Annotated in this window: 19 protein-coding genes, 1 tRNA gene and 4 pseudogenes; 15 read left to right on the forward strand and 9 right to left on the reverse strand. The window is 64.1% G+C overall.

Annotated features, from left to right (window positions below):
• The 5 genes from IVB32_RS17590 to IVB32_RS17610 form a co-directional block, all read left to right on the forward strand.
• The coding region (locus tag IVB32_RS17590; protein ID WP_247410797.1) for an SDR family oxidoreductase at positions 1–852 on the forward strand (852 nt) is incomplete at its 5' end.
• 28 nt (positions 853–880) lie between these two features.
• Positions 881–1,834, forward strand: coding sequence for a dihydrodipicolinate synthase family protein (locus IVB32_RS17595; RefSeq protein ID WP_018455293.1), 954 nt, complete (start codon positions 881–883; stop codon positions 1,832–1,834).
• A gap of 4 nt (positions 1,835–1,838) precedes the next feature.
• Complete coding sequence (locus IVB32_RS17600; protein WP_085351311.1) at positions 1,839–2,654, forward strand: NUDIX hydrolase; 816 nt, start codon at positions 1,839–1,841, stop codon at positions 2,652–2,654.
• 80 nt (positions 2,655–2,734) lie between these two features.
• Complete coding sequence (locus tag IVB32_RS17605) at positions 2,735–3,661, forward strand: DMT family transporter (protein ID WP_247410798.1); 927 nt, start codon at positions 2,735–2,737, stop codon at positions 3,659–3,661.
• A 124-nt stretch (positions 3,662–3,785) separates the two neighbouring features.
• Positions 3,786–6,473, forward strand: coding sequence for a PAS domain S-box protein (locus IVB32_RS17610; protein ID WP_018455290.1), 2,688 nt, complete (start codon positions 3,786–3,788; stop codon positions 6,471–6,473).
• Positions 6,474–6,569: 96 nt separating this feature from the next.
• On the opposite strand, the gene IVB32_RS17615 is transcribed toward IVB32_RS17610, so the two are convergent.
• Entirely contained in the window at positions 6,570–6,920 is a 351-nt protein-coding gene (locus IVB32_RS17615) for a GrlR family regulatory protein (RefSeq protein ID WP_247410800.1), read from the reverse strand.
• Between the two features lie 256 nt (positions 6,921–7,176).
• Here IVB32_RS17615 and IVB32_RS17620 point away from each other — a divergent pair.
• Positions 7,177–7,523, forward strand: a pseudogene (locus IVB32_RS17620) (hypothetical protein).
• Positions 7,524–7,596: 73 nt separating this feature from the next.
• Here the strand turns inward: IVB32_RS17620 and IVB32_RS17625 are convergent.
• Positions 7,597–7,980: a VOC family protein gene (locus tag IVB32_RS17625; RefSeq protein WP_085351313.1), complete on the reverse strand. Its 384-nt coding sequence runs from the start codon at positions 7,978–7,980 to the stop codon at positions 7,597–7,599.
• A 179-nt stretch (positions 7,981–8,159) separates the two neighbouring features.
• Between IVB32_RS17625 and IVB32_RS17630 the strand changes: the two genes are divergently transcribed.
• From IVB32_RS17630 to IVB32_RS17640, 3 genes are all read left to right on the forward strand, one after another.
• The gene (locus tag IVB32_RS17630) at positions 8,160–8,729 is read left to right on the forward strand and encodes a hypothetical protein (RefSeq protein WP_018455286.1); all 570 of its coding nucleotides are present in this window, start codon (positions 8,160–8,162) and stop codon (positions 8,727–8,729) included.
• 159 nt (positions 8,730–8,888) lie between these two features.
• Positions 8,889–9,410 (forward strand): hypothetical protein, encoded by a 522-nt coding sequence (locus IVB32_RS17635; RefSeq protein WP_247385095.1) that lies wholly within the window; start codon positions 8,889–8,891, stop codon positions 9,408–9,410.
• Positions 9,411–9,562: 152 nt separating this feature from the next.
• Positions 9,563–9,639: transfer RNA gene (locus IVB32_RS17640), tRNA-Arg, on the forward strand.
• Between the two features lie 50 nt (positions 9,640–9,689).
• Here IVB32_RS17640 and IVB32_RS17645 read toward each other — a convergent pair.
• The 3 genes from IVB32_RS17645 to IVB32_RS17655 all read right to left on the reverse strand — a co-directional run bounded on the left by IVB32_RS17645 (position 9,690) and on the right by IVB32_RS17655 (position 11,674).
• Complete coding sequence (locus tag IVB32_RS17645) at positions 9,690–9,842, reverse strand: hypothetical protein (RefSeq protein WP_018455284.1); 153 nt, start codon at positions 9,840–9,842, stop codon at positions 9,690–9,692.
• A gap of 155 nt (positions 9,843–9,997) precedes the next feature.
• Positions 9,998–10,963, reverse strand: coding sequence for a helix-turn-helix domain-containing protein (locus tag IVB32_RS17650; RefSeq protein WP_247336114.1), 966 nt, complete (start codon positions 10,961–10,963; stop codon positions 9,998–10,000).
• 438 nt (positions 10,964–11,401) lie between these two features.
• Complete coding sequence (locus IVB32_RS17655) at positions 11,402–11,674, reverse strand: hypothetical protein (RefSeq protein ID WP_085351316.1); 273 nt, start codon at positions 11,672–11,674, stop codon at positions 11,402–11,404.
• A 312-nt stretch (positions 11,675–11,986) separates the two neighbouring features.
• On the opposite strand from IVB32_RS17655, the pseudogene IVB32_RS17660 reads away from it, so the two are divergent.
• Positions 11,987–12,428 (forward strand): annotated as a pseudogene (locus IVB32_RS17660) (host attachment protein); the annotation flags it as partial.
• Between the two features lie 50 nt (positions 12,429–12,478).
• Here IVB32_RS17660 and IVB32_RS17665 read toward each other — a convergent pair.
• Positions 12,479–12,742, reverse strand: coding sequence for a hypothetical protein (locus tag IVB32_RS17665; RefSeq protein WP_018455280.1), 264 nt, complete (start codon positions 12,740–12,742; stop codon positions 12,479–12,481).
• A gap of 289 nt (positions 12,743–13,031) precedes the next feature.
• On the opposite strand from IVB32_RS17665, the gene IVB32_RS17670 reads away from it, so the two are divergent.
• The 3 genes and pseudogenes from IVB32_RS17670 (at position 13,032) to IVB32_RS17680 (ending at position 15,291) form a co-directional block, all read left to right on the forward strand.
• Entirely contained in the window at positions 13,032–13,478 is a 447-nt protein-coding gene (locus tag IVB32_RS17670; RefSeq protein WP_007603109.1) for a hypothetical protein, read from the forward strand.
• A gap of 102 nt (positions 13,479–13,580) precedes the next feature.
• Positions 13,581–14,453, forward strand: a complete 873-nt coding sequence (locus IVB32_RS17675) for a DMT family transporter (RefSeq protein ID WP_247385097.1) — start codon at positions 13,581–13,583, stop codon at positions 14,451–14,453.
• Positions 14,454–14,550: 97 nt separating this feature from the next.
• A pseudogene (locus tag IVB32_RS17680) lies at positions 14,551–15,291 on the forward strand (hypothetical protein).
• Positions 15,292–15,353: 62 nt separating this feature from the next.
• Here IVB32_RS17680 and IVB32_RS17685 read toward each other — a convergent pair.
• Both IVB32_RS17685 and IVB32_RS17690 read right to left on the reverse strand, forming a co-directional pair.
• Positions 15,354–15,668, reverse strand: coding sequence for a hypothetical protein (locus IVB32_RS17685; RefSeq protein ID WP_018455277.1), 315 nt, complete (start codon positions 15,666–15,668; stop codon positions 15,354–15,356).
• Between the two features lie 66 nt (positions 15,669–15,734).
• Positions 15,735–17,131, reverse strand: a pseudogene (locus IVB32_RS17690) (deoxyribodipyrimidine photo-lyase).
• 194 nt (positions 17,132–17,325) lie between these two features.
• Here IVB32_RS17690 and IVB32_RS17695 point away from each other — a divergent pair.
• A complete protein-coding gene (locus IVB32_RS17695; protein ID WP_085384253.1) occupies positions 17,326–19,056 on the forward strand; it encodes a Cache 3/Cache 2 fusion domain-containing protein in 1,731 nt (576 codons plus the stop codon).
• A 56-nt stretch (positions 19,057–19,112) separates the two neighbouring features.
• On the opposite strand, the gene IVB32_RS17700 is transcribed toward IVB32_RS17695, so the two are convergent.
• Positions 19,113–19,772, reverse strand: a complete 660-nt coding sequence (locus tag IVB32_RS17700; protein WP_018455274.1) for a peroxiredoxin — start codon at positions 19,770–19,772, stop codon at positions 19,113–19,115.
• 392 nt (positions 19,773–20,164) lie between these two features.
• Between IVB32_RS17700 and IVB32_RS17705 the strand changes: the two genes are divergently transcribed.
• On the forward strand, positions 20,165–20,737 hold the full coding sequence (locus IVB32_RS17705) for a hypothetical protein (protein WP_247371800.1): 573 nt from the start codon (positions 20,165–20,167) through the stop codon (positions 20,735–20,737).
• Positions 20,738–20,851 lie beyond the last annotated feature (114 nt).

Raw genomic sequence — 20,851 nt, forward strand, 5'->3', positions numbered from 1 at the left:
CTGATCACCGGCGCGGGCGGGGGGCTCGGTGAGGCCTACGCAAAGCTGTTCGCGCGGGAAGGGGCCTCCGTCGTCGTCAACGACCTCGGTGGGCCCCGTGACGGCTCCGGCGCCGACACATCGATGGCGCAGCTCGTGGTGGATGCGATCAAGGCCGAAGGCGGCAAGGCGGTCGCCAACGGCGCCGACATCTCCACCATGGAAGGCGGCCAGTCGGTGTTCGACGACGCCATCAAGCATTTCGGCCGCGCCGACATCCTCGTCAACAATGCCGGCATTCTGCGCGACCAGACCTTCGCCAAGGCGTCTGAGTCCGACTGGGACAAGGTCATCAAGGTGCATCTGAAGGGCACCTTTTGTTGCACCATGCCGGTATTTCGCTGGATGCGGGAAAACGGCGGCGGCGTCATCGTCAACACCTCGTCGACCTCGGGCCTGATCGGCAATTTCGGCCAGAGCAATTACGGCGCGGCCAAGGGCGGCATCTGGGGCCTGTCCAACGTGCTGGCAATCGAGGGCCGCAAATACAACATCCGGATCTGGACGCTTGCGCCGGGCGCGCTGACCCGCATGACCGCAGACCTGCCCCGCTATAAGGAGAACCCCGGCGCGGCGCTGGGTCCGGACGGCATCGCGCCGGCCGTGCTATACATGGTCAGCGACTTGTCCGGTGACCAGACCGGCAAGGTGCTGGGCGTGTCCGGGCCCCGCGGCGTGCGCGAGATGCGGATGATGGAAATGGACGGCTGGAAGCCGCCGCACACGGGCTGGAAGGCCCAGGACATCGCCGATCATGCCAACGAGATCTTCTTCTCCGAAGAGCAGATCAAGATGGGGGCGCGGCGGTTTTAGCCATCGACAGAGAGAAACAAGGACAACGATGAAACTTACCGCCGACGCCAAGGGCACCTTCGCAATCGCGCCGACGCCGTTCCACGATGACGGCCGGATCGACGAGCGCTCGATCGACCGCCTGACCGATTTCTACGAGGAGGTCGGCTGCGACGGCGTCACTGTGCTGGGCATCCTCGGTGAGGCCCCGAAGCTCGATGCCGCCGAGGCCGAACAGGTGGCGGTACGCTTCGTCAAGCGCGCCAAGAAGATGCAGGTGATCGTCGGCGTCTCCGCGCCGGGCTTTGCCACCATGCGCTCGCTGGCGAAGGCCTCGATGGATGCGGGCGCGGCCGGCGTCATGATCGCGCCGCCGCCGTCGTTGCGGACCGACGACCAGATCGTCGGCTATTACAAGCAGGCGGCCGAGGCCATCGGCCCCGACGTGCCCTGGGTGCTCCAGGACTATCCGCTGACCTTGTCGGTGGTGTTCACCCCGGCCGTGATCCGCAAGATCGTCACCGACAATCCGAACTGCGTGATGCTCAAGCACGAGGACTGGCCGGGGCTGGAAAAGATCTCGACGCTGCGCAATTTCCAGAAGGACGGCTCGCTGCGGCCGCTTTCGATCCTCTGCGGCAATGGCGGGCTCTTTCTGGACTTCGAGATGGAGCGCGGCGCCGACGGCGCCATGACCGGCTATGCCTTCCCCGAACTCCTGATCGACGTCGTGCGGCTTTCGAAGGAAGGCAAGCGCGACGCCGCCCATGATCTGTTCGACGCGCATCTGCCGCTGATCCGCTACGAGCAGCAGCCCGGCGCGGGCCTTGCCGTGCGCAAATACGTGCTGCAGAAGCGCGGCATCATTGCCTCCAGCGCCCAGCGCAAGCCCGGCGCCACCATCACCCCGATGGCGAAGGCGGAGGTCGATTACCTGCTGTCGCGCGTCGCCCGCGTCGACAAGCGCGCCAATCTCGGCCCGCAATCCAGCGCCGCAGGTTAGTCGAATGGCCGAGGCATCAGCATCACGCCCTGCGTCGACGATCCTCCTGCTGCGCGACGGCGTGACGGTCGACGGCAAGAGCCGCGACGAAATCGAAGTCTTCATGATGGTTCGCCATCATCAGATCGAGTTCAATTCGGGCGCGCTGGTGTTTCCTGGTGGCAGCGTCGATGCCGGCGATCAGGAGATCGTCAAGCGCTCCGACCTGTATTCGGGCGGCGAGGGGCTGAGTGAAGCGGACCGCGGCTTTCGGATCGCCGCGATCCGCGAGACCTTTGAGGAAAGCGGCATCCTGCTGGCGCGGTCGAAGGATTCGGACACGCCTGTTGACGCCAGGCGCGCCGGCGAAATCGCCGATGCGCATCGCGTCGCGCTCAACGAGCACAAGATCAGCTTCCTGAGCATTCTGGCCGACAACGGCCTCCAGCTCGCGCTCGATACGCTGGTGCCTTACGCACACTGGATCACGCCCGAGGGGATGCCAAAACGTTTCGACACTTGGTTCTTCCTTGCGGCCGCGCCGCCCGACCAGCTCGGCGCGCATGATGGCCGGGAATCGACCGACTCGATCTGGGTCTCGCCACGCGAGGCGGTGGAGGGCGGCGAGAGCGGCCGCTTCAAGCTGCCGTTCCCGACCACGCGCAATCTGATCCGGCTCGCCAAGCAGGGCAGCGTGAGCGCCGCGCTCGAGCACGCCCGCGGCATGTCCGTCGTGACGGTGATGCCTGTCATGACCAAGACCGAAACCGGCCGTCAGCTCCGCATTCCCCGCGAGGCCGGCTATGACGGGGAGGTGTTCGAGGTCGGGGCCATCGGCTAGGACACTTCGATACAAAGCGAAGTATCGGCGAGGGCAGACGCGCTAGGTTCCGTCCCTGACAACGGGATCGAGCGCGCGACATGGACAACCGACAGGGCAATCGGCAGGACAACAACATCGCCGTCGAGCTGGCGCTGCTGCTGGCGCTCGCAACGCTCTGGGGCGGCTCCTACACCTTCATCAAGCTCGGCGTCGCCACCATTCCTCCGATCACGCTGATCGCGGCGCGCACCACGATTGCGGGCCTGCTGCTGCTCGCGATCATGTGGGCGCGGGGCATCAGGCTGCCGACGGATGCCGCGACCTGGCAACGCTTCGCCTTCCAAGCCGTGCTCAATAGCGTGATCCCCTGGACATTGATCGCCTGGGGCGAGCGCCACGTCGATGCCGCGCTTGCGACCATCCTCAACTCGGCCGGCCCGATCTTCACCTTCCTGCTCACGGCGGTCGTGACGCGTCACGAGGCGACGACACCGCGAAAGCTGGTCGGGGTGGTCGCCGGCATGGCCGGCATCCTGCTGATCGTCGGCGTCGATGCCTTCCATAATGTTGGAAGCGGCCTCGTCGCGGAGGCCGCGATCGTTGCCGCCGCCATCTGCTACGCCTGCGCCGCGATCTTCGGTCGCGGCTTCAAGGGCCTCGATCCCATGGCGCCCGCGGCCGGCTCGTTGCTGGCGGGGGCGGCGGCGCTGCTCCCGGCCTCGCTCATCGTCGAGCAGCCCTGGACGCTGTCGCCCTCGCTGAGTTCCGTGCTGGCGCTGCTCGCGCTGGCGACCTTCTCGACGGCCGCGGCCTTCGTGATCTATTTCCGCCTGATCCAGACCCTGGGCTCGGTCGGCACCACCGCGCAGGCCTATCTCCGCGTGCCGATCGGGGTTGCCATCAGCGTCGCCTTCCTCGGCGAGAGCCTGAGCCGGACCGCCTGGATCGGCCTTGCCTGCGTCGTCCTCGGCGTCGCCGCCATGACCATCCCGGCGCGGCGGCCGGCCGACGTCAAAACGTCATAAAACCGGGGCCAAGGAGGCCGGCAGGGCTTCAACATTAAGGATATTCGGCGGCCAGACGCATGTTCCCCCGGGACTGCAATACGTCGTATATTGGAGCTCCAATGGCCCGGTCCACACATCACCAATGTCCGCCGAATTGACGCCGACCCCTGAGAAAAAGCGAACATTCTCGCTCTCCATCGGCCAGCTCACGTTCGGCAGCTTCCTTCTGGTGCTGGCGGTGATCATCGTCACCTCGACCGCGAGCGTGATCGCGATCCGGCACATCGACACGACCTTCGCCGAGCTGCAGCGGCTGCAGAGCGTCGGCGACCTCGCCGAGGACATCGACCGCCGCATGAACGAGCTGCGGCTCGCCGCGCGCGACTTCGTCACCGACCCTGGCGCCGGCATCCAGTTCAAGCAGGTGGGCGAGGCGGCTTCGACGCTCAGTGACATCCTGAAGAAGACCCGCATCGAGCTCGTGCCCGAGCAGCAGGATATGATCGACGGCGTCAGCGAGCGGCTTGCGACCTATCGCAGCGGCCTGGAGCGGATCTCGACCTTGATCGACCGCCGCGCCCAGCTGCTTGCCGGGCTGCCGCCGCTCCGCGACCAGTTCGACGCAGCTGTCTCCGGCACTGCGGACCGAGAGCTGGCGTCCCGCCTGTCGGAAGCGCAGAGCCGGATCGCGCTTGGGTTGCTTGCGCGCAACCCGTCCGCGGCCGAGCAGGCGGCGCAGAGCATGCGGGCGATGGGCGTCACTGATCCCAAGCTCAGATCGGCGGTCAACGAGTACGCCGAGGCGATCATCGCGGTCGCGGTCCGTGAACGGCAGATCGCCGACATCGACCGCGAGGTGCTGGGAACCGAGGGTCGGCTGATCGGCCGTGTCACCGAATTGCTGCGCGAGGTCAGCGCCCGGCGCGGTCACGTGCTGTCGCGCGACTTTGCCCGCACGCTGACGGAGGCGCGCTGGCAGAGCATCGTGCTCGGTACCATCGGTGTGCTGATCGGCATTCTCGCGGCCGGCTTCGTGGTGCGGCGGACGGTCCGTCCGCTCGCCCAGATCGCGCGGTCGATCCGCGCGCTCGCAGCCGGCGAGAAGAACACCTCGATCCCGTCCGCCGACCTCGACAACGAGATCGGCGACATCGCGCGGGCGGCCGAAGTGTTCCGCCGTGCGCTGGAGGAGGCCGACACGGCACGCGAGGCGGCGGTGCGCGCACTGACCGAGCAACGCCTTGCCGAAGAGAGCTACCGGAAACTGTTCGAGGGCTCGGTCGACGGCATCTATGTCACGACGCCGGCCGGCGACCTCCTCAACGCCAATCCGGCGCTGGCGCGGATGATGGGCTATGACAGCCCCAAAGACCTCATCGACAGCATCAACGACATCGCCCACACCATCTACGTCAATCCCGAGGCTCGCGTCGAATATCAGCGGCTGATGGCACGCGACGGCATGGTGCGCGAGTTCGAATACCAGGTGCGCCAGCGCGGCGGCGACATCCTGTGGCTGTCCGACAGTGCCACCGGCGTCCGCGACGAGGCGGGCAACATCGTCCGCTATGAGGGCACGCTGCGCGACATTACCGACCAGAAGCGCGCGGAAGACGCCATTGCCGAAGGACGGCGCCTGCTCCAGCAGGTCATCGACACCGTGCCAGCGGTCATCAACGTCAAGGACCGCGACCTGCGCTACGTGCTGATGAACCGTTACATGGCCGGCATCTTCGGAATCGAGCCCGGCGATGCGCTCGGCCGCACCACGGCCGACCTGATGTCGCGCTACGGCGCGGCCAAGTCCGACGAGAGCGACAAGCGCGTGCTGACGCTGCGAAAGGGCCTCGGCTTCTACGAAGAGGAGTACATTGATTCTTCCGGCCACATGCGGCAATGGCTCGTCAACAAGCTGCCGTTGCTCGATGCCGAAGGCGAAATCGAGCGGATCGTCACCGTGGCGCTCGACATCGGCGAGCGCAAGCGCGGCGAGCAGGAGATGCGGAAAGCCAAGGAATCCGCCGAGACCGCGCTGCGCAATCTGCGCGAGACCCAGGCCTCGCTGATCGAGGCGGAGAAGCTGGCGGCGCTCGGGCGCCTCGTCGCCGGCGTCGCGCACGAGGTCAACAATCCCGTCGGCATCAGCCTCACGGTCGCCTCCGCGCTGGAGCGCAAGACCGCGATGTTCACCGCCGAAGTCGAACGCGGCGAACTGCGCCGCTCCACGCTCAACGACTTTCTCCATACCAGCCGCGACGCGTCCTCGCAGCTCGTCGCCAATCTCAATCGCGCCGCGGAGCTGATCCAGTCGTTCAAGCAGGTCGCCGCCGACCGCAACTATTCGGACCAGCGCAGCTTCGATCTCGGTGACCTCACCGAGCAGGTGGTGATGAGTCTGCGGCCCGGCCTTCGCAAGCACAATCTGACGCTCAACGTCGAGTGCCAGCCTGATCTGACCATGAACAGCTATCCCGGACCCTACGGCCAGGTGCTGACCAATCTGTTTCTCAACGCGGTGGCGCACGCCTTCCCGGACGGCCGGCCGGGGACCATCGACATCCAGGTGCGCGAGTCCGGCAAGGACAATGTCGAGATCATCTTCTCCGACAATGGCTGCGGCATGTCGCTCGACGTCCGCCGCCGTGCCTTCGATCCGTTCTTCACGACGCGGCGCGATCAGGGCGGCACCGGCCTCGGGCTGCACATCGTCTACAGCATCGTCACGAACAGGCTCGGCGGACGGCTCGATCTGGATTCCGAACCGGGCAGCGGCACACGTATCCAGATCATCCTGCCGCGCGTGGCGCCGCTCGAGCAGGCCGCCGAATAGCTAGCGGTTTTCGAGCGAAGTGGATGCCGTTCGCGTGATGAAAACGCGTCGAATCAACAATTGAGAGCTTTGGTTGATTCAATCAGAACCGAAGTCCTAGTCGACCTCCGCAAGCTTGTGCAGCGTCGCGCCGAAAATCTGGCTGGCCTTGCCGACCAGCGCGGTGCCCGTCATGTCCCCGCGCGTCTCCGTGAACGTGCCGCTGATACCGATGCCGACCGCGGCAGGCCCGCCGAACAGCGGATTGTCGTCGCCCCGCGGCGAGGTGTGACGCTGGACCAGCACCTCACCCTTGAAGGTGTTGTCCTTCACCGTGTAGCTGCCGGTGTAATAGAGGTACGCATCGCCGCCAAGAATCTTGCCGTCGCGAAAAAGAATCACGCCGCTGCCCTTGCCGACCCGACCATCGAGCAGGTTCACGTGAATCGAATAGAGGCCGTTCTTCATAACGTCCCGAGGCCGGCCGCCATCGCCCAATGGCGTAGCCGGTAGGCATTTATGCCAAAGGGCATGCGGCCACGCAACGCGGCAGTTTGGCCGCCGACCTTGCGAGCTTGCCCGTGAGCCGTAATTGTCCCGGCTTGTCTATGACACTGCCATGACGGTCTGATCATGAAGCGAGGCCAGTCGTTGCGAATCAAGTTGGCCCGCGAAATGCATAACCATTGTTGCACTGGCCGCGGGGTGCTGGAGCAAGACAAACGTGAGCAACTGGATCGATTCCAGCGGCGAGAAGCCGCGTCTGTACAGTGTGCGTCCCACGATTTGCGAAACACGACAACGGCGGATCGGCGGCGCGGCATGCTGGCGAACCGTGGCGAGCCTAGCATGCGTCCTGGCCCTGATCGCACTCGCGGCCCCCTTCGGCCACGCGCGCGACCGCGGCCAGTTCGTCAACGCCAATGCCGAATTGAAGGCCTGGTTCGACGGACTGCGAAGCGGCAAGGGGCCTTGTTGCTCCGATGCCGACGGCTCGGCGCTCTCGGACACCGACTGGGACGCACCATGGTCTGGCCGATCTACGGCTACATGGGCGTCGCCGTCCGCTGATTCATGCCCGGTAGCATGACTTAGGCGCACCGGGCGGCACGACGACCGGTGAGCCGATGCGGCGCGCGCCTTATCAGGTGTATTTCTTGTCGCGCTCGAGCAGCTCGATGGAGATGCCTTCGGGTCCGCGGATGAAGCAGATGCGCACGCCGGGGCGGATCGTGGTCGGTTCGCGTGTGAATGTGACGCCCTTGGCCTTGATCTCGGCGGCGACGGCGTCGATGTCCTTCACCGTGAGACCGAAATGGTCGAGGCCCTGATGCGGATGCGGCGGCGGCGGGTTGACCACGTTGTCGCCCTCGAGTGGAGCAATGAAGATCCTTGCGCCTCCGAGATTCACGTCGATCCGTCCGGGCGCTTGCACGATCTCGCCACCGAGGATGTCCCGCAACCAGGCCGCCGTGGCCTCCGGATCGGGGCTGCGCAGATGGACGTGATCCCAAGTGACGACTGGCATTTCGTGTTCTCCCGACGGATCTTGATGTTGCAGCGCATGTTAGCGGGCTCGGCCCGTGACCGCCACCGCTCTTGCCGACTCGGCAGCTGCGCGGGAACCTTAGTTCGCCTTCCGGATTAAGTAAGCAGTGGCCGAATCCGTTGTCGAAACGTGCTTCCGCTGCGATCGGTGAGGCAACCATGAGCGCTGGGTTTGACCGCATCGGGTTAGGGCGTTTCGCCGGGACCGGCGAACGACTGGCGCGGGCGGTGACGATCGCGAGCGTTTCATTTGGGCGAGGCCTGCTGTGGCTGTTGGCGGCCATCATCGTCGGTTGCGGCATCTGGATGCTGCTCCCCGTCTCCAGAGGCAACAGTGCCGAACCGGTGAGGTCTGACGTGGCAGCCGTCGAGACGGCGCCTTCGCGCGATGCGGTCGCCGTGTCGCCGGCCTCCGAAGCTCAGATTCCGACAATGGCAGAACTCGGCCGGATCAGGATTTCATCTCAGACCTGGCGCCGCGGCGGCCTTGGATCGAAGGCGCTGGTGACGCTCACGCTGCGCAACGACAACGACTATGCCGTAAAGGATGTCGAGATCGTCTGCGCTTTTGCGCGGCGTGATGGCAGTCATCTCACCGACCGCACCCGCGTTCTGGCGGATCCGGTCAGCATGAAGAGCCGCAAGACTTTTGCGCGCATTCCTGTCGGCTTCGTCAACGTGAATGCCGATCAGGCGAAGTGTTCGCTTGTGGCAGCACGCCGGACCTAAGGCCGGCAGTGCCGGGTAGCGGAAAAGTTACTGTCCTGGGGGTTGGCCGAAAAACTTGGCGTCGCCATTTGAACCGAACGGCTGGGCCAGGAACTAATTAAATGATCGCCTGTTAAGGCGGAGAGCCCACGCGGGGATGCGGCGGGCGGAGCGTGGCCAATGCCCATCTTTCGGTATTTCTTCTTCGTCGGTGGAGCCTTGCTCGCACTGCTGTTCGCGGCGAACTACGTTCTGCCGACTTCGCCTGTGACGCAGGCTATCGCAACCGCAAGCAACGAACAGCCGTTGATTCGGATCCGGTCCGATCGCCACCTGCCGGAGCGTGTCGTACTCGACACCAGTCAGCCGACGCTTGCGGCGAAGATCGCCGCCGTCGCGGCTCCCCAGCCGCCCGTGGAGAGCATGTCACCCGCTTTGGCCGAGATATCAGCCAAGGCGCGGGTCCGCGAGACGTTCGCCCAATTCACGCCGGCCGCGAAGGCCGATACCGCTGCGGTCAAGAAGACCGAGGCCAAGACGCAAATTCAGCCGCAAGTTCAGGCGCAGGCCCAGCCTCCTCAGACCCCGGCGCAGCAGCCCAAGCGCAAGGTCGCCAGAACGCATCCGGTGCCGCAGCAAGGGCGGCCGATGATGGTGATGGCGCAGCAGCCGCATTTCGGCTTCTTCAACAGCACCTGGTGAGGGCGGGTCTGACCCGTCTCGAATCGAGGCCGGAAGGGCTTTTTATTGGCCGGCCTCTCTGCTAATTCGAACCCATCCGAACGTCGCCCGGCCTGCTGGCTCGCCAGCACCTATCTGGGGCGTCTCGGTTACGGTCCAAGATCTGGGCCACGGCGCTCGTAGCTCAGCTGGATAGAGCATCGGATTTCGATTCCGAGGGTCGGGAGTTCGAATCTCTCCGAGCGCGCCACTTGCAGGGCCAGAGTTTTCTCGGATCTGGCGCGAGGCCGTGAGCCGCCTCTATTTGCCTTGGATCTTCAGCCCGTTGGGACCGACATTGATTTGCAGGCCATCGGGCTGCTTCTTCGTCTGGTAGAGATTGTAGCCGAGCACGGCCGCCGTGACGACCAGAGCACCGATGATCAGAAACAATACGTTGCGGCTGATAGACATTTTTTTCCTGAACCACTTGGTTGACGGCGAGAAAAAACCCGCGTGTGGGGCGCGGGGTGCTTCAGTGCGCCGCCGGCGCACTGCTTGGATAAGCGGTTCGAAGGAACTGGTTCCCTTGAGGCGCGCGCCGCGTCGGAAGGCCGGAGCCTATCTGGTCAGCGTGCCGTCGGACCGGCTTGCCGGCCCCGTGCCAGCGTGTCGGACGGCGCTTCGTGGAAGGTCGCGCGGTAAGCTGCGGCAAACTCCCCCAAATGGTGAAAGCCTTGGGCGCGCGCGCATGTGGCGACGTTGGCACCCCCGCCTTTGAGAAGGCGAGACCGCGTCGCCCACAATTTTTTCAGGCGAATGTATTGATGCAGGCTCATGCCACGCACCTTGCTGACGGCGCCGCCGAGCGTCCGGATCGAGACGCCAAACTCGCCGGCGAGATCGGCGGTATAGATCGGAGCAGTCGGATGTGCTGCGACGTAATCGTCGATCCGCTGCACGAGTTTGATCGACCGCTCGCCCTGGACGGAGGCACTCCGGTCCGAGAGCGAATCAATGCGAAACAGATCGTCGAGCGCGAGCAGCAGGCCTTCCTGGAGATGGGCGGCGACCTCGGTCGTTTCGAACAGGGCCGGCTGCACCGACGCGGTTCGCAGAATGTCGAGCAGGAGCTGCCGAATGTGGAGCAAAGCGGGGCGGTTCGCGACATAGGCCCGCAAGTCGTCCGCCTGATCGAACCAGCCCCGGTCGCTCATGCCGGGTGAGAAGATGATCATCGCATGATGATTGGTCCGGCGCTCGACGAAATGGCATTCATCGCTGCCGCGGAGCGCGATGAAGAAACGCGTGTCCAGATCCATGCCCTTGGAATTGACCTGAAGGTCGTCCGTCATGGGCAGGATCACCATCCCCCCGGGCATCCGATAGGCGGCGTCGAGGATGCGCGCGAACGAGCGCATCATGACGATGCGGCAGCCGGGCAGGGAGACGACAGCACGAGCCGCCGCGAAATTCCGGACGTCGAGCGGAATGCTTCTCGCATCCTCCATCGACTCGATCGGCCGAAACGCATCGACGTCGGCAAAGCCGATCAATTGAAGCGCCGAGGATGGGGCGAGGGCGTCGAACAACATGCGTGCGACCGTCTGCTGCAATATGACAATCAAATGAACGTCGGAACATCGCCATCAATGGCGAAACATCGCGCTTCAGTAAACCGGATTCCGGGCCGTAGTATTGCGGACATCATGGCATGAAGCTTGGCGGATCGATGTCGCCGTCAACGGTCCCGAGTCATCGGCTGGCCGGATGCGAGGTCGATGAAATGGAGCCGCGTGCAGGCGGGACAGGCGAAGGAGGCAAAGCTCTGCGCCTCCTGTCTCAGTTGCTTCTCCAGACGTGTCTGCACATTCATACCCGTCTGGGGACATCGAAAAACGATCAAATCGACCATCGTCGGAGAATGACGGCGTGGCGGATTGCGTCTTTGATCTAGATCAGTTTTGGAATGACTCCAGACCAACATCCTTGATCTCGCAAAAGCGAAGGGGCCCCGAAGGGCCCCTTTAGAATCACCAGCGGCGATAGCGTGGTCCGTAATAGCGAGGGCCACCGTAAAAGCGCGGTGCATATCGGGGACCGTAATAGGGCCGCGGGGCGTAGTATCCATAGTAGTTCGGGCGCCAGAAGCAGCGTCCCCAGGCGTCACAGACCATGCGGACCTGCTCGACGTCGGAGACCTGCGGCATCGCAGGAGCAGGCGCGATGGGCATGGCAGACGCCGCCGATGATGCGACCAACGCACCCAACAGGGACGCGGCGACGAGGCCAATTCTAAGCTTCATGATGTCTTTCTCCGCTTACGCAATACAGGGATATCGAAGTTTGTTCTGATCAAATTGTGGCGGGACCGAAATGTAATGCTGATGAACAGGTCTTCAGCCCAGCCCGCCGCAGGCCTGACCTTTAGCTCCGCCAGACTATCCCAGGTTCGCGCTCTTGACCAATGCAACGCTTGCGTTGCGCTCCGCAGGACATCGCCGCCATCCTTGATCCCGCGCAATTCGTCGGTGCAGCTTCGTCCCTAAGCTTGGCGTCGTGGCCAGCTTTCGAGCATTTCGATGAGCTGGCTAGCGAGGTGGCTTTGGAGCTGTGCAATGGACCAAATGAGAATCGACAAGGGTGACTGGCTGGTCGTGTGCGACGGGCGCAAGGCGCTTATTCTGGAAAACCTCGGCGACGAGATGTTTCCGAACCTCCACACCAGGGAGGTGCACGAACAGCCCAATCCCTCGACCGGTGCGCAAGGGACCGACGCGCCGGGCAGGCTCCACGGCGCGGCCGGTAGCACGCGCAGCTCGGTGGAGCAGACTGATTGGCACGACGAGGCCGAGCGCGCCTTCCTGCGCGGCCTGGCCGGACGGCTCGATGCCGCCGTCAGCTCAGGCGAGAACCTCGGCCTTGACCATGGTGGCCTCGCCGCGTGCGCTTGGGATGATTCGCGCCGATTGTTCGGATGTGGTGCGCAAGGCACTCCAGGGCGAGGTCGGCAAGGACCTCGTCAAACTGCCGGTCTACGAGATCGAGAAGCAATTACTGCTGTCCGCGCCGCCAAATAGCGGCCCCCGCAGAGGACCCGCCTGCACCCCTCAGAAGCAGGGGTGCCGACGGCGGTCCTGGCCGACATAGGCGGCTGCGCTCTGGTAGCAATGGTTGGTCGACGGGCCGTCGTAAAAGGCGAACGTCCCGGGCGTAATGCCGGGCCCGTAATTGTGCAGATAGCTGATCGGGTAGGGCAGCGGGTTCGTGTAGTGGCGATGGTACCGGTGGTATCCCCGCGCCTCTGCGAGGCCAGGGGCAAGGATTGCGGCCGACAGGACAGCAACCGCGGCTACAAGCTTCAACTTGCTCATCTCGAATCTCCGGAACCCGCACGAATAGGTCAGCCGTTTATAGCCAGTTCGGGCGGCCGGAACACCCGTCTGCAGCCCGGAAATCGACGCCAATCCCGCAGATTCCGGGGTGGGTGTGACAGAATTGCCGGTTCTGTGGTCCGGACTTGCCCATTTTTGGCCTTTTCGAGATGCTTAACGAATTCCCCACACAAGTATGACCAAAGAGAATTAGCTCAAGACTCCTGTTGCCGGCTTCTCGGGGTTCATAGACCGGTCCATTCCTGAAGGCTTTCGCCGTCACCTCGCCATGCGCATCACGCTTCTGAGCCTGCTGTTGCTCTCGGTCGTCGCCGCCACGCCGGCGCGGGCCGAGCTGCATATTACCCGCGACCACGGCGGCTATGTCGAGGAGTACAAGGCCAAGTACAAGCGCGTCCGCGAGAAGGGCGAACGCGTCATCATCGACGGCATCTGCAACTCGGCCTGCACCCTGGTGCTCGGCATCGTGCCGATGAACAAGATCTGCGTGACGCCGCGCGCCAGCCTCGGCTTCCACCAGGCTTACTACGACAAGGCCTTCACTTTCGGCATCAAGGTCACCAGCGCGGAGGGGACGTCCGACCTGATGGCCTACTACCCCGACACGGTGAAGGACTGGATTCGCCGCAATGGCGGGCTCACCACCGACATGAAAAAGATCAAGAACGGCGTCGAGCTCTGGAAGATCATCGATCCGTGTCCGGACGAATGGTGAGCCGCTGAGCCGTCCGGTCCGTCGCAGCGCAGCATCGCCCGGACGAAATTGGCCGAAATTCGCATTGCCGCATCGGCCCCCTGTGAGGCAATGAGGGCGGCAATGAACCACAATCAAGAAGCCCTGGCCGCCCGCGCCGCGCCGATCATGTTCGTCCTGCTCTGGAGCACGGGCTTCATCGGCACCAAATACGTCGTCAACAATGCCGATCCCTTGACCTACCTCGCCATCCGCATGGCGTTCGTGGTCGGTCTGATGGCGATCATCGTCGCGATCGCGCGACCGAAATGGCCGGATCGTATCGGCATCGCGCACAGCGCAGTCGCGGGCATTCTCGTCCATGGCTTCTATCTCGGCGGCACCGCAATCGCGATCGCTCACTCGATTCCGGCCGGGCTCTCCGCGCTCATTCCGGGCCTTCAGCCGATCCTGACCTCGACCATCGCCAACCGCTGGCTCGGGGAGAAGGTGACGCCGGTGCAATGGGCGGGGCTCGTGCTTGGCCTCGGCGGCGTGGTGCTGATCCTGCACGGCCGTCCCATGACCGGCGAAGCCGGGCTCGGCTGGCTCGCCTCGGTGGTCTCGCTGATCAGCATCACGCTCGGCACGCTCTATCAGCGCCGCTACTGCAACCACATCGACTGGCGCGCCGGCAATCTCGTGCAGTACGTGTCCGTCACGATCTTCTTCGCGATTGGCGCGTTCCTGTTCGAGGACCGCGTGGTGCACTGGACGCGCGAGTTCATGCTCGCGCTGGCCTGGCTCGCCGTGGCGCTCTCGATCGGGTCGATCGGGCTGCTGTACTGGCTGATCCGCCAGGCCGCCGCCACGTCTGTTGCAAGCCTGTTCTATCTGGTGCCCGCCGTGACGGCGCTGATGGCTTATCTGCTGTTCGGAGAAAAGCTCGATGCGCTGGCGATCGCGGGCATGGTGATGTGCGCGGCCGCGGTGTTCGTGGTCAACCGACGCTTCTAGGACCGGCGAGCCGGGCCTCCGGAATACATCCCTAACGTGCGCGGCACGTTCGTGCTAGGGTCGGCGCATTTCAGTGCCCTTTCACAGGTGATTTTCCATGAAGAAGGCGAGACGCGCATTGCTTGGCAGGTCCCTGAAGCCAGTCCGGATTGCCTGCATTAATTATGCAGAGGAGATGATGAGCGAGCAGATGATGGCGCGGCTCACGGCCGCGCTGCAGAAATGCTATGACGAGCACTTCCTGCCGGTCTAGGGCTACCCCGTCGATCTCGACGTTACCCGCAAGCCGAAGCCCACTGACTGGCAGTTGGTCTATTTCGACGATGCGACCCACAAGAATTTCCTCGGGCGGCATGAATTGACGCATCGGGGACAGCCGATCTCGAAGATCTTCCTCAAGGCGCTGTCCAAGGACGATCCGGTCAGTCTGGCAGCCTCGCATGAGCTGTTCGAGATGGTGCTCGACCCTATGGCCAATCTGTGGGCCGACAAGACCCGGCACACCCAATACGCCTACGAGGTCTGCGACGCAGTGGAAGAGGACGCCTTCGTCGTCAACGATCTCCCGATGTCGAACTTCGTTTATCCGTCCTGGTTCGAACCCTTCAAGCATCCCCGCGGCACGAAGTTCGACCACATGGGATTGCTCAAGGAGCCGTTCTCGATGACCGAGGGCGGCTACGTCATCAAAAAGGTGAACGGCAGGAGATTGATCAAGCAGTTCGGCTCGCCCGAGAAGCGCCGGCGCTTCAACGCCGAGGACCGGCGCGGCCATCGCAGCGAATTTCGCGATCCGCAAGGCGAGCATCACCCGGGCCGGCGCGCAGCCAAGCGGTGAGGGTAGGGTATCGCTGGAGCCGTCTCCGGGCGCGTCCGCCCCCGGAGACTTGAGCGTTGCGATCAGCGCTTGGCCTTCGTGGCCTTCTTTTTCGACTTGGCAGCTTTCTTGGTGGCCTTCTTTGCTGTTTTCTTGGCCGCCTTCTTTGACGACTTCTTTGCAGCTTTCTTCGAAGTCTTCTTGGTGGCCTTCGAAGTTTTCTTCGGAGCCTTCTTGGCTTTCTTCTTGGACGCCTTCTTCGGCGCTACCTTCTTCGCAGCCTTCTTGGCGGCTTTCCTGACCTGCTTCACCGCAGTGACAGCGGCGTCCTTGGTCGCTTCCACGGCGGTGGTGATCGTGTCCATCGCCTGTTCGGTGATCGGCTTGTCGTCGTCCATATCGTCCCCCACGGTTTGCATGGAGCGGTGACGATAGCGCGTTTCATAATTGTGTCAAAGCAACGCTCAACCTTTGCGGATCTTTGCGTAGGCGGTGAGCGCGCGCTCTCGTCCCTTGACATGATCGACGATCGGATGCGGATAGCTCTTGCCGAGCGTGACGCCGGCGCTCGCAAGCTCGATCGGTGTCGCCTGCCAGGGCTGATGGATCAGCTCGGGTGGCACATCCTTCAACTCGGGCACCCAGCGTCGCACATAGGCTCCATCCGGGTCGAACTTCTCGCCCTGGAGCACCGGATTGAACACGCGGAAATAGGGCGCCGCGTCGGCGCCGCAGCCCGCGACCCACTGCCAGTTGGCGGGATTGCTGCCGGCATCCGCATCGACCAGCGTGTCCCAGAACCAGGTTTCGCCGGCGCGCCAGTCGATCAGGAGGTGCTTGACCAGGAACGAGGCGACCACCATTCGGACCCGGTTGTGCATCACGCCAGTGTGCCAGAGTTCGCGCAGGCCGGCGTCGACGATGGGATAGCCGGTGCGGCCGCGCTGCCAGGCGGCGAGCGCCTTGGCGTCGGGCTTCCATGGGAAGCCGTGGAAATTCGCTTGCAGGTTTTCGGAGGCAAGGTTGGGATGGTCGTGCAGCAGGTGCCGGCAGAACTCACGCCAGCCGAGCTCGCTCAGGAACTTGTCGACGCCGGGTCCGATCGCGGGATTTTCCGCCGCGGCGAACCGCGCGGCGTGCCAGACCTGGCGCGGGCTGAGCTCGCCGAATCTCAAATGCGGTGACAGATGTGAGGTGCCCTCGCGGTCCGGGCGGTTGCGATCGCCGACATAGCCTTGTGCGGTGTGCTTGAGGAAGTCGCGCAGGCGAGCGCGGGCGGAAGCTTCGCCCGGGGTCCATGTCTCGCGCAGGCCGCCGGCCCAATCTGGCTTGCCAGGCTCGAGCTTCCAGGTCTCCAGCGTGTCACTGGCGACCGTCGGCGCAGGACGCAGGTCCTTCGGCGCCGGCAGGGGCTTTGGCGGATCGCCGAGCGCCAGCACGCGCCGCCAGAATGGCGTGAACACGCGCAAGCCGCGGCCTTGTTGCGGATTGCCGCGGGCGGAGCGAGCAGGTCGCCGGGGAAACTTTGCGAGTCCACGCCGAGCTTTGCCAGCGCCGCTTCGAGCTGCCGCTCAACCGCCTGATGCGGCTGTGCGATCCCGTTCCAGTAGACCGTGCGGGCTCCGCTCTCACGCGCCACCTCCGCGATCACCCTGGCTGCCGGCCCCTTGCGCAGGATCAGCGATCCGCCGCGGGTGGCAATGTCGGCGCCGAGCGCCCGCAGCGACTGCGCCAGCCACCAACGCGCCGCGGCGCCCGGCGCTCGCCCGGCCGCATCGTCCAGCACATAGAGGCAGATCACCGGCGCGCCGGTCTTCGCAGCGTTCTTGGCGGCAGCGCGGAGGGCGGGGTGGTCGGACAGGCGGAGGTCGTCGCGAAACCAGACGATGCTGGGCGGAGCGCTTGGCGTAGTCCTTAGCGTAGTTCTGGGCGTGGTCAGGGCGTCCTCGTTAACGATTTGGCAAGCATGTCGCGGGGGCGGCGATTGGAACCGCCGTTAATGTGACTGTAAGCCGCTTGCACGAATATGCAGGAATTACAGGAGTCATTCCCTTCATGTCTAATCGTGCAACGGCGAAGTTTCTGCCGCAATTCAAACTTGGCACCAAGGCGCTCCTGTGCGCGGTGTTGCTGATCGCCATGAATACGGTGCTCGTGGTTGGCGCCGGCTATTGGTCGCTCAGCTCCGCTTTCAACGATCGCGCGCTCCGCGACATCGAGGTTAGCCTGCGGACGCTGGCCCTGGCCTTTGCCGAAATCGTTCCCGATGCGAAGATCACGATGCGGGATGGCGCGGTGGCGCGCGCCGAGATTCCCAAGATGCCGGACTTCAGGGATCACGCCATCGTCGATCGCGCGGTGTCCTATGTCGGCGGCAACGCGACCCTGTTCGTGTTCGACGATGCGAGCGGGCAGTTCGTGCGGCGGTCGACCAACGTGAAGAAGGAAAATGGCGACCGCGCCGTCGGGACCCAGCTTGCCGCCGATCATCCGGCTCAGGCGCTGCTGCGTCGTGGCGAGGCCTACAAGGGCCCGGCCACCCTGTTCGGCAAGTCCTTCATGACCGCCTATTTCCCGATCGCCGACGCCAGCGGCAAGGTCGCCGGCATCCTCTATGTCGGCATCCCGATGGCCCAATTCGAGAGCATGCTGGCCCACACCATCGAAAGCATGGCGATCGCCGCCGGGCTCGCGGCGCTGCTGGTGCTGGTTCTGACCTTGCTGGTCGTCCGCCGCGTCACCAAGCCGCTCACCTCAGTGACGCGCTCGCTGACCGCGCTCGCCGAAGGCCAGAGCGACGTCGAGATCGATTGCGAGAATCGCGCCGACGAGATCGGCGAGATCGCCCGCACGGTCGCGGTGTTCAGGAGCAATTCGCAGGAGCGGGCGCGGATGCGCAGCGAGCAGGCGGCCGCTTCGGCTGCGGCCGCCGAGCAGCGCAAATCCGAGCTGCGCAATTTCGTCGAGGAGTTCCGGGGCGGTGTCGGCGGCATTCTCGACAAGGTGCTGACATCGTCAGGCGAATTCGAGCGGACGGCGCGGCAGCTCACCGACACTGCGCGCTCCACCGCCGATCTGTCGGCGCGGTCGGCCGGAGCTTCCGAAAGCGCCTCCGAGCACGTGCGTTCGGCGGCGTCGGCCTCGGACGAGCTGTCTCAATCGATCTCCGAAATCACCCGGCGGGTGCAGGAATCGAACGTCATTTCCGCTGAGGCCGTGCGGCAGGCCGAGGCGACCGATCAGCGCATCGCGCAGCTCTCCGAGGCGGGCGCGCGCATCGGCGATGTCGTCAAGCTGATCACCTCGATCGCCGAGCAGACCAACCTGCTGGCACTGAACGCGACCATCGAGGCCGCGCGCGCGGGCGATGCCGGCCGCGGTTTTGCGGTGGTGGCCCAGGAGGTCAAGACGCTCGCCGGCCAGACTGCCAAGGCGACCGACGAGATCTCGAACCAGATCGCCAGCATGCAGCTTGCGACCGAGGAATCGGTTGTCGCCATCAAGGCGATCAGCCAGACCATCGAGCGCATCAGCGGCATCGCGGGCTCGATCTCGGCGGCGGTCGAGCAGCAGAAGAGCGCGACCCAAAACATCGTCGCCAGCGTTCGCGCGGCGGTATCGGGCACGGCCGATGTCGCCGTCAACGTCCGTCAGGCCGCCGAGGGTGCGAACGAGACCGGTGAGACGTCCAGCCGGATGTTTGCCTCCGCCCAGGCGTTGTCGGGCGAGAGCCTGCACCTGAAGGCCGAGGTCGAGGGCTTCCTCGAACGCGTGCGCGCGGCGTAAGAGCTAACATCGTCGTCCCGGGCGGCGCTGACGCATCGCCCGGAATGACAGTTCCGTTATTTCGGCTGCGGCACGATCCGGATGTAGGGCTTCGGCTCCTTCCAGCCTTGCGGGTAGATCGTCTTGGCCTCGTCGTTGGAGACCGAGCCCGCGATGATGACGTCGTCACCCTGCGACCAGTCGGCCGGGGTCGCGACGCGGTGCTTGGCGGTGAGCTGGAGCGAGTCGATCACGCGGAGGATCTCCTGGAAGTTCCGACCCGTCGTCATCGGATAGACCAGCACCAGCTTGATCTTCTTGTCCGGCCCGATGATGAAGACGTTGCGGACCGTCTGGTTGTCGGCGGCCGTGCGGGTGAGGGGATCGCCCGAAATCGCGGCCGGCAGCATGCCGTAGAGCTTGGAGACGTTGTAATCGGTGTCGCCGATCATCGGATAGTTCGGGGCCGCGCCTTGCGTCTCCTTGATGTCCTCCGACCATTTGGAATGGCGGTCGACCGGATCAACCGAGAGGCCCATCAGCTTGACGCCGCGCTTGTCGAATTCCGGCTTCAGCTTGGCCAGCGCGCCGAGCTCGGTCGTGCAAACCGGTGTGAAGTCCTTCGGGTGCGAGAACAGCAGCGCCCAGCTATTGCCGATCCAGTCGTGGAACTTGATCTTCCCTTCGGTGGTCTCGGCTTCGAAGTCGGGGGCGGTGGTGCCAATCGGAAGTGTCATGGTTCTACCTCATGTTATTGAATTTACTTGCGAATTCATCTTTGACCGTCGCGGCCATTATAGGGTCTCCGCGATCCCAAGTGAACGCTAACTGAACCGCTTCAAGTAAAATGTGAATTCCTTCTTTGAAGGCCTGATTTCCTAGCACCTTTTTGTTACAGCCGCGCCCGCGGCGAAACATCTCCACCGGGGCTATACGGGCGTGATTGCCCCGAGAAAGCCTTTTATGACTTCCATCACGCTCGCCCGGCGCTTGCCAGAACCAAAATGGTCCTGACAGCGACCAATTGGCAACTATCTCAAAGAGTCGCGATCCCGGTACCGAATCATTAACCACCCCTTTACGCCGGCATGAAAATGCTGGCCGATCAGAAGAAATCTGGAAGTGAACTATGTCTGCCGCTGCGCATAAGTCTGTTGAGTCACCGTCCCTCGAACCATCCTGCCGCGATACCTCGGCCCATGCACTGACCATCGTGCGCGACGGCGTGATCACGGGCGAAGGCCCGACCACCAAGGGAAGGGTGCACTTCTCCCGCTCGCTCGATGCCGATGACACCGCTTGGTGCGCCCGCATTCTGACCGCCACGGCCGTCAACGACCAGCCGGTCAGCCGCACTGAGGCCGAAGTGCTGTTCGAGATCAACGAAGCAGCGACCGAACGGACCGATGGCGGCCGGTTCGACGACCTGCTCGCCAAGGCGGTGGCCCATTATGCGGCGAGCGCCTCCGGCCTGAAGGTGCCGCCGCGCAGCGTGGCGCTGTCGGCCGAGTCCGACATCGAGAGCTGGGCGCCGTCCTATGCCTCCAAGGTCAACAGCGAAATGCTGGAGTGGATCGCCGGCCAGATGCGCGGCAAGCGCCAGAACAACCGTCGCCTGATGGCGATGGTGGCGACCTTCCTGGGCGCCACCGCGCTGCCTCTGGCGGGCCAATTGCCGAACGTGTTCGACATCGGCATGTAAGATTTTGGGCATGTAAAATTCTGCGCCTTTCACGAAGGACGCATTTGAACGGCGGGGTTATTTCCCCGCCGTTTTTTGTTTGCCGGCGTCCGGCTCCAGCCCGAGCGTGCGGCC

It is taken from the genome of Bradyrhizobium sp. 23 (genome assembly GCF_023073295.1).
Lineage (GTDB): Bacteria > Pseudomonadota > Alphaproteobacteria > Rhizobiales > Xanthobacteraceae > Bradyrhizobium > Bradyrhizobium canariense_D.

Bases quoted from the DNA above. Each gene is read 5' to 3' on its own strand.
- IVB32_RS17615 (WP_247410800.1), bottom strand. From the start codon at position 6,920: ATGAAGAACGGCCTCTATTCGATTCACGTGAACCTGCTCGATGGTCGG.
- IVB32_RS17595 (WP_018455293.1), top strand. From the start codon at position 881: ATGAAACTTACCGCCGACGCCAAGGGCACCTTCGCAATCGCGCCGACG.
- IVB32_RS17610 (WP_018455290.1), top strand. From the start codon at position 3,786: ATGTCCGCCGAATTGACGCCGACCCCTGAGAAAAAGCGAACATTCTCG.
- IVB32_RS17665 (WP_018455280.1), bottom strand. From the start codon at position 12,742: ATGAGCAAGTTGAAGCTTGTAGCCGCGGTTGCTGTCCTGTCGGCCGCA.
- IVB32_RS17705 (WP_247371800.1), top strand. From the start codon at position 20,165: ATGTCTGCCGCTGCGCATAAGTCTGTTGAGTCACCGTCCCTCGAACCA.
- IVB32_RS17635 (WP_247385095.1), top strand. From the start codon at position 8,889: ATGCCCATCTTTCGGTATTTCTTCTTCGTCGGTGGAGCCTTGCTCGCA.
- IVB32_RS17600 (WP_085351311.1), top strand. From the start codon at position 1,839: ATGGCCGAGGCATCAGCATCACGCCCTGCGTCGACGATCCTCCTGCTG.
- IVB32_RS17675 (WP_247385097.1), top strand. From the start codon at position 13,581: ATGAACCACAATCAAGAAGCCCTGGCCGCCCGCGCCGCGCCGATCATG.
- IVB32_RS17695 (WP_085384253.1), top strand. From the start codon at position 17,326: ATGTCTAATCGTGCAACGGCGAAGTTTCTGCCGCAATTCAAACTTGGC.
- IVB32_RS17630 (WP_018455286.1), top strand. From the start codon at position 8,160: ATGAGCGCTGGGTTTGACCGCATCGGGTTAGGGCGTTTCGCCGGGACC.
- IVB32_RS17650 (WP_247336114.1), bottom strand. From the start codon at position 10,963: ATGTTGTTCGACGCCCTCGCCCCATCCTCGGCGCTTCAATTGATCGGC.
- IVB32_RS17655 (WP_085351316.1), bottom strand. From the start codon at position 11,674: ATGAAGCTTAGAATTGGCCTCGTCGCCGCGTCCCTGTTGGGTGCGTTG.
- IVB32_RS17700 (WP_018455274.1), bottom strand. From the start codon at position 19,772: ATGACACTTCCGATTGGCACCACCGCCCCCGACTTCGAAGCCGAGACC.
- IVB32_RS17685 (WP_018455277.1), bottom strand. From the start codon at position 15,668: ATGGACGACGACAAGCCGATCACCGAACAGGCGATGGACACGATCACC.
- IVB32_RS17605 (WP_247410798.1), top strand. From the start codon at position 2,735: ATGGACAACCGACAGGGCAATCGGCAGGACAACAACATCGCCGTCGAG.
- IVB32_RS17670 (WP_007603109.1), top strand. From the start codon at position 13,032: ATGCGCATCACGCTTCTGAGCCTGCTGTTGCTCTCGGTCGTCGCCGCC.
- IVB32_RS17625 (WP_085351313.1), bottom strand. From the start codon at position 7,980: ATGCCAGTCGTCACTTGGGATCACGTCCATCTGCGCAGCCCCGATCCG.
- IVB32_RS17645 (WP_018455284.1), bottom strand. From the start codon at position 9,842: ATGTCTATCAGCCGCAACGTATTGTTTCTGATCATCGGTGCTCTGGTC.